Consider the following 7,151-nt stretch of genomic DNA (forward strand, 5'->3'; position numbering starts at 1 on the left):
TAGTAACAGTCTTTATAAACAAATAGCCCTCATGACGTTTGATAAGGCAACCCACATATGACCGCTCAAGAAGCACACTGGCTTAATCGCATTATTGAAGCAGAAGATCTGCATGTGTTGTTTCAACCCATCGTGGATGCGAGCCAACAGGCCATTTATGGCTATGAAGCGCTGATTCGCGGGCCTGAAACGTCGCCGCTTCATTCGCCGCTGCGCCTATTTGATGTGGCCATGCAGGCGGGACTTTTAGTTGAGCTGGATCTGCTGTGCAGGCGGTTGGCCATTCGCCGCTTTGCCGCGCTTGAGCTTCCCGGGCTGTTGTTTTTAAACGTCATGCCGCTGACCATTGTTGAGCGCGATTTTGAGGAAGGGCTAACGCTAGGGTTTATCCGCGAAAGCGGGCTGCCGCCTGAGCGGGTGGTCATCGAGCTTACCGAGCACGTGCCGATTCACGATTACGAGTTAATGCGCCAAGCGGTCGATCACTACCGCGATATGGGGTTTAAGGTGGCACTTGATGACCTAGGGGCAGGGCATTCAAGCTTGCGCCACTGGTCGGAGCTGCGCCCTGATTTCGTCAAGCTCGACCGGCACTTTATTTCAGGTATCGATCAGGAGCCCGCCAAGCGGGAGTTTTTACGCTCGATACTAGACGTGGCGCGTAGCCTCGACTGCCAGCTGATTGCTGAAGGGGTGGAAACCGCGGCTGAACATCTCTGCCTGTGGGAGCTGGACCGCAGCTTGGCGCTTCTTCAGGGGTTCTACTTTGCCCGCCCAAGCTTTGAGCCGCCGTTGCAGCTACATACCCTGCTGCCGGCCACTCACCAGCTAACCAGTCCTGCCGGGCGCTCGGCACGCTCTATTTTTCGCATGATTGAGGCCGTCTCGCCCGACTGTTCGGTACCTATATTGGCCGAGCGGTTTAGAAATAACACCGGCTTGCGCTGTGTCGCGGTAGTAGATGCTGGCAAACCTATCGCGGTGGTACGCCGTAACGCCTTTTTAACCCTGTTCACCAACCCGTATAGCCATTCGCTCTATTCCAAGCGCCGCGTCTGGGACATCGCGGATGCCAATCCATTGATAGCCCATGCGGATACCCCGCTTGAAGTATTGAGCCAGCAGTTGACCGACAGTCACGATATCGAACAGGAGGACTTCGTGATTGTGGATGCCAATGGTGACTATCTGGGGATGGGCAGCATTATTGATTTGCTGCGTGAGATTACTGCTATACAGGTGCGTCAGGCACGCCATGCCAACCCGCTCACCGGACTTCCGGGTAACATATTAATTAATGAAACACTGACCAATTATCTTGCCGCCGAGCAGGGCTTTGCCGCGGCCTATGTTGATCTGGATAACTTCAAGGCGTTTAACGATGCCTACGGCTATGCGCGTGGCGACCATGTCATTATTGCCTTATCCCGTTTGCTTCAGGCCCAGGTAGACAACGCGGGCGGCTTCATCGGTCACATTGGCGGCGATGATTTTATGATGCTGCTGCCGTTAAGCCATTGGGAAAACGTATGTCAGCAAATCCTGGACTCGTTTGAAGTGATGGCTCCGGGTTTTTATGAGGACAGCGACCGTGAACAAGGCGGCATCTCGATTGAAAACCGCCAGGGCAGCGTAAGCTTTTTTCCCTTTGTGAGCGTCTCTGTCGCCGTTAAGCCGGTTATCGACCCCGCCGTCTGCAAAGCGCTGGACATTGCCGCGCAGCTTTCAGAGTTAAAGCATCAGGCTAAGAAGATCGTAGGTAACAGCATGTTTGTGGAGCGTCGTACCTGCTAATCCAAGGCGCTTTGATCTCTATTGGTTTTTTTCTGATGCGTCATTAATTAGTCATTAGAGTGTCTTAGGGTTGTCATCTAGTGTCGGCAGGATAGCGCTATCTTCGAACAACACATTAGGTGACCTATGCACTCTTTGTCTCTGCCCCGCACGTTGATCAGCGCGGCTGTCATCAGTGCTTTTGCTCTGGTAGCGGCCAATGCCTCGGCAGATCTTTCTACGCGCTACGTGGATAACGATGGCGATATGGTGGCGGATACGCCGAGCGACGAGTCGCAGTGGGTCGACCCCGATACATTGATTTTTGCCTATACCCCGGTTGAAGACCCGGCGGTTTACGCCGATGTATGGGCTGATTTTCTTGATCACCTAAGTGAAACAACCGGTAAAAAAGTCCAGTTCTTTCCGGTGCAGTCCAACGCTGCTCAGCAGGAAGCCCTGCGCGCTGGTCGTTTGCATGTAGCAGGCTTTAACACCGGCGGTGTACCGGTTGCCGTAAACTGCGGCGGTTTCCGTCCGTTTGCCATCATGGCCGCCGATGACGGCAGTTTTGGTTACGAGATGGAAATTATCACCTACCCAGACAGCGGCATTGCATCGGTCGAAGATCTGGAAGGCCGTCAGCTGGCGTTCACTTCTGAGACGTCCAACTCAGGATTCCGGGCGCCTTCCGCGCTGTTACGCTCTGAATATAGCCTGGAAGCCGATGAAGACTTCGAGACGGCTTTCTCTGGGTCTCACGATAACTCCATTTTAGGTGTGGTAAATAAAGACTATGACGCTGCTGCCATTGCCAACTCGGTAGGCAAGCGCATGATTGCCCGCGGCGTGGTCAATGAAGGCGACTACGACATTATTTATACCTCTGAAACCTTTCCCACCACGGGCTACGGTTTGGCGCATAACCTGAACCCAGAGCTTGCTGAGAAAATTCAGGATGCGTTCTTCAGCTACGACTGGGAAGGCTCTGCGCTGCAGGAAGAGTTTGCTAATTCCGGTGAAGCCCAATTTATCCCTATCACCTACGAAGAGCAGTGGGCGGTTATTCGCACTATCGCTGATGCCAACGGCGTGACGTACGACTGCGACTGAGTCAGCCAATAATTTTTGTAGACATTCGGCCAGGAGGTTAACCCCTTCTGGCCGTTACATTATGTATAAGAGGTAGAACGATGTTGACACTCAGCGGCGTTACCAAGCGTTATCCCACCGGAGATCGTGCGCTCACCGATATCGAACTTACGCTGCCCAAAGGGCAGGTGATGGCGCTGATTGGGCCATCCGGTGCGGGCAAAAGTACGCTGATTCGCTGTGTGAACCGCCTGGTGGAACCTACCCAGGGCAGCATTCGTCTGGACGATGTAGAGCTTACCCGTCTTTCAGGCAACGGGCTGCGCAAGGCGCGCCGCTCAATGGGCATGATTTTCCAGGAGTATGCGCTGGTTGATCGTCTAACGGTCATGGAAAACGTGCTTTCAGGGCGGCTTGGCTATGTGGGCTTCTGGCGCAGCTTTCTGCGCCGTTATCCCCAGGACGCCGTCGCCGAAGCTTTCCGTCTACTTGAGCGGGTAGGCTTGCCTCATGCCATTGATAAGCGCGCCGATGCGTTGTCCGGCGGCCAGCGTCAGCGTGTGGGTATCGCCCGAGCGCTGCTGCAGAGTCCCAAGCTTTTACTGGTGGATGAGCCCACGGCAAGCCTTGACCCCAAAACCTCACGCCAGATTATGCGCCTGATTCGCGAGCTGTGTGCTGAGCGTGAATTGGCGACGATTATCAATATTCATGACGTGGCGCTTGCCCAGCAGTTTGCCGACCGCATTGTGGGCCTCCGGGCCGGTCAGATCGTATTTGATGGCCGCCCCGACGAGCTGACCAGCGATATCCTGACCACTATTTACGGCGAAGAGGATTGGGATACGTCGCCGGAATCAGCGGATGAGCCTGAAAGCGACCCCGCGCCTGCCCAATATGAGCGCCGGGATATTACTGGCGCCATGGCGAGCGGAGTCGCGCCATGAGTGAGCACGCCGAGGCGTATTTAGACGCCCGCCAACAGGCGGCCCGCCAAGGACAGTGGCGCAGGCTACCGCTGATCCATCGCCAATGGTTACGCTGGGCTATCGCTTTGGGCGTCGTGGTGTATTTAATTCTGGCGCTTGCCTCTGTTGAGGTTAACTGGGCGCGTGTGGCCGAGGGTACCAGCCGCGGCCTGCGCTTTATTGGCGCGTTTGCTCAGCCTGATTTTATGAGCCGCAGCGGCGATATCGTCGACGGGCTGATCGAAAGCCTGACCATGACGCTGACGTCCACCGTTATCGGCGTCATGCTGGCCATTCCCGTGGGCCTGGGTGCAGCGCGCAATATTGCGCCGCTGCCGGTTTACGTGGTGTGTCGTAGCATCATCGCCGTATCGCGCACCTTCCAGGAAATCATCATCGCGATTCTATTTGTGGTGATGTTTGGCTTCGGGCCATTGGCCGGGATGTTGACGCTGGCGTTTGCCACCATCGGCTTTATGGCCAAGCTGCTGGCGGAAGATATTGAAGACCTTGACTGGCGTCAGGTAGAAGCCGTTCGGGCGACCGGCGCCAGCTGGTGGCAGACCATGAATCACGCGATTCAGCCGCAAGTCATGCCGCGCCTGATCGGGCTTTCCATGTACCGCCTGGATATCAACTTCCGCGAGTCGTCAGTAATCGGCATTGTCGGCGCCGGCGGTATAGGCGCCACGCTGAACACATCGCTTAGCCGCTATGAGTACGATACCTCGGCCGCCATCCTGCTGATCATCATCGCCATTGTGCTGCTGTGTGAATACAGCTCAAGCCACGTCCGCCGTTGGACGCAGTAATACCCAGGCCGGGTAATTTTGGAGAACTGATATGCCTGTTTCGACTTCCCCACACGGGATACCTGTCTGGCGACTGCGTACCACGCGCGCTCAGTGGCTGCAGTTTGGCGCATGGCTTTTGGGAATCAGCCTGTTCCTGCTCTGCTGGAAGGTGATTTCCGACAATACGATGTGGGTGTTTGTGGAAGACGCCGGTCGCCAGGGGAGTGATCTTCTCAGCCGGATGATGCCACCCAAGTGGGAGTACGCCAGCATCCTCTGGAAGCCGATGTGGGACACTCTGAATATCGCCACGCTCGGCACGGCGCTGGGGATTGTGATGGCGTTTCCCGTAGCGTTTCTCGCCGCGCGCAACACAACGCCTCACCCGCTGGTGCGTAGTCTGGCGCTAATGGTGATTGTCTCGTCACGCTCTATCAATTCGCTGATTTGGGCCATGCTCTTGGTCACCATTCTGGGGCCGGGCGTTTTGGCCGGCATTATTGCCATTGCGCTACGTTCGATCGGTTTTGTGGGCAAGCTGCTTTATGAGGCCATTGAAGAAATTCACCCTACGCCCGTTGAAGCGATCAGCGCTACCGGCGCCAGCCGTTTGCAGATCATGAACTATGGCGTTCTACCCCAGGTCATGCCAGCGTTTGCGGGTATCAGCGTTTATCGCTGGGATATCAATATTCGTGAATCCACGGTGCTGGGGCTGGTTGGCGCTGGCGGTATCGGCTTACAGCTCAATGCGTCGATCAATACCCTCGCCTGGAACCAGGTCAGCGTCATTTTTGTGATGATCTTCGCAACGGTGCTGGTTTCTGAGTGGATATCCGCGCGCGTGCGCCATGCGATTATTTAAAGCGGTTTGATGACAAGCTTTTAAATGAAATGTACCAGATGAGGGGCCCAGGATGCGTTTTCCTGATGCAAGCGTTACGACGATTGATTTATTGCGCCACGGTGAGCCCGTGGGCGGGCGTATGTTGCGCGGCACCACCGACCATCCGCTAAGTGAAACCGGCTGGCAGCAGGTCACTGATGCCGTGATGCGCCATACCGTGGACGGCAGGCCACCCTATGATGCGGTGGTGACGTCACCGTTAATGCGTTGCCGTGAGTTTGCGCTGTGGCTGGGTGAAGAGTTTGAGCTGCCGGTACAGATCGAGGATGACCTTGCTGAGCTGCATCTGGGAAAGTGGGAAGGTAAAACCCACGCAGAGGTATTCAGCGAGGAGGGCACCGCCCCCATGAGCGCCTTCTGGAATAGCCCGGCGACGGTTTCACCACCGCAAGGTGAAGCCATTGACGCCTTTGATCACCGGCTGGCTGAAGTATGGCGCAATCTATTGGCCAATCCGCCCGGCAAGCATGTGCTGGTCGTGGCCCACCTGTTTGTCTGCAACGGCCTGCTGCGCCAGGTACTGGAGCAGCCGTTGGGGCGCGTATTGGCGATGGATTTGCCCTACGCTGCAATGAGCCGTGTGCGCCATGAAAAGCATGCGCTGGGCGAAACCAGTTTTATTGAGTGGATTGGGCGCTAGGTTCTGCCTGAAAAGTGCCTACGCTCGACAATACGGCGTTAAAAATCGGCTCAGAATACTCATTTACAACCTGTAAACTCCGTTTCTTCGCCGATTTTTGCCTTGTCTTGCCTTCGCTCGCCAAATTTTCAGATAGAACCTAGTTACGCTTGGCGGCACCATAAGGTTTGCGCCATGATAAGAGGCGTTGCCACAAGGAGAGTCGCCAATGCCCGTCACGTTGGGAAAACTTACGTTCGTTTTGATGTTGTTAATGTGGCTTTCAGGCTGTGCCAGCCGTGGCACTGACATCACTCAGCTCCCGCCTTCAGGGTCTCAGGAAGGTCTCTCCATGGAGCGTGTATTGATCCTGGCGCATGCGCAGCAGGCTATCGGCACGCCGTATCGTTTTGGCGGCAATACCCCCGATGGCCTGGATTGTTCAGGTCTGGTGGAACTGGCCTATCGCGCCGCCGGTATGCGTGTACCGCGCACCGCTGATGAACAGTTTCGGGCCCTTCCCACGGCCGACACGCCCAAACCCGGCGACCTGCTGTTTTTTGGCGAGCGCAGCAAGGCAACCCATGTGGGCATTTATCGTGGCAATCGACAAATGATTCATGCCCCTGGCAGTGGCCGCGCTGTGGTCAGTGTTCCCCTGGATATCGACTATTGGCAGCAGCGCTTTTTAGGCGCGGCTACGCTTGCGCCTTGACACGCCTGCTATTTTTTAACGTAGCCTCCCAGCCTGTTGCGGTCTAGATTGTCTAGTAGGTGAGGCCGTTTTTTTAATTAACTTTTCTGAGACTAATAAAGTAGTCTTGATGTATAAAAACATCTAATAAGGTCTAGGGAAGCTCTGAAAAAGTCACTGCCATCAGCGATAATACGGCTATCGTCAACTGCATAGGATTCAGTGCGGCCATGGATCAAATCACCTTCTCAGAAGCCGAGTACCAGAACAAGAAGCGAAAGACCCGCCGCGAACTCTTTCTGGA

Annotated in this window: 7 protein-coding genes; all 7 read left to right on the plus strand. The window is 55.4% G+C overall.

The window, feature by feature from the left end:
• Window positions 1-57: 57 nt before the first annotated feature.
• The 7 genes from INT33_RS16185 (at window position 58) to INT33_RS16215 (ending at window position 6,868) form a co-directional block, all read left to right on the plus strand.
• Window positions 58-1,794 carry a bifunctional diguanylate cyclase/phosphodiesterase gene (locus tag INT33_RS16185; RefSeq protein ID WP_193092425.1) on the plus strand — a complete coding sequence of 579 codons (1,737 nt, stop codon included), beginning with the start codon at window positions 58-60 and terminating at the stop codon, window positions 1,792-1,794.
• Between the two features lie 126 nt (window positions 1,795-1,920).
• Window positions 1,921-2,886 carry a phosphate/phosphite/phosphonate ABC transporter substrate-binding protein gene (gene phnD, locus INT33_RS16190; RefSeq protein WP_193092426.1) on the plus strand — a complete coding sequence of 322 codons (966 nt, stop codon included), beginning with the start codon at window positions 1,921-1,923 and terminating at the stop codon, window positions 2,884-2,886.
• 80 nt (window positions 2,887-2,966) lie between these two features.
• Entirely contained in the window at window positions 2,967-3,812 is an 846-nt protein-coding gene (gene phnC / locus INT33_RS16195; protein ID WP_193092427.1) for a phosphonate ABC transporter ATP-binding protein, read from the plus strand.
• Window positions 3,809-4,645 (plus strand): phosphonate ABC transporter, permease protein PhnE, encoded by an 837-nt coding sequence (gene phnE / locus INT33_RS16200; RefSeq protein ID WP_018917604.1) that lies wholly within the window; start codon window positions 3,809-3,811, stop codon window positions 4,643-4,645. Before phnC ends, phnE (INT33_RS16200) begins: the two co-directional genes overlap by 4 nt.
• Before the next feature lie 31 nt (window positions 4,646-4,676).
• Window positions 4,677-5,492: a phosphonate ABC transporter, permease protein PhnE gene (phnE, locus tag INT33_RS16205; RefSeq protein ID WP_018917603.1), complete on the plus strand. Its 816-nt coding sequence runs from the start codon at window positions 4,677-4,679 to the stop codon at window positions 5,490-5,492.
• A gap of 52 nt (window positions 5,493-5,544) precedes the next feature.
• Window positions 5,545-6,174, plus strand: a complete 630-nt coding sequence (locus tag INT33_RS16210; RefSeq protein WP_193092428.1) for a histidine phosphatase family protein — start codon at window positions 5,545-5,547, stop codon at window positions 6,172-6,174.
• A 208-nt stretch (window positions 6,175-6,382) separates the two neighbouring features.
• Window positions 6,383-6,868 (plus strand): C40 family peptidase, encoded by a 486-nt coding sequence (locus tag INT33_RS16215; RefSeq protein ID WP_192539359.1) that lies wholly within the window; start codon window positions 6,383-6,385, stop codon window positions 6,866-6,868.
• Window positions 6,869-7,151: the final 283 nt, after the last annotated feature.

It is taken from the genome of Halomonas colorata (assembly GCF_014897985.1).
Classification (GTDB): domain Bacteria; phylum Pseudomonadota; class Gammaproteobacteria; order Pseudomonadales; family Halomonadaceae; genus Vreelandella; species Vreelandella colorata.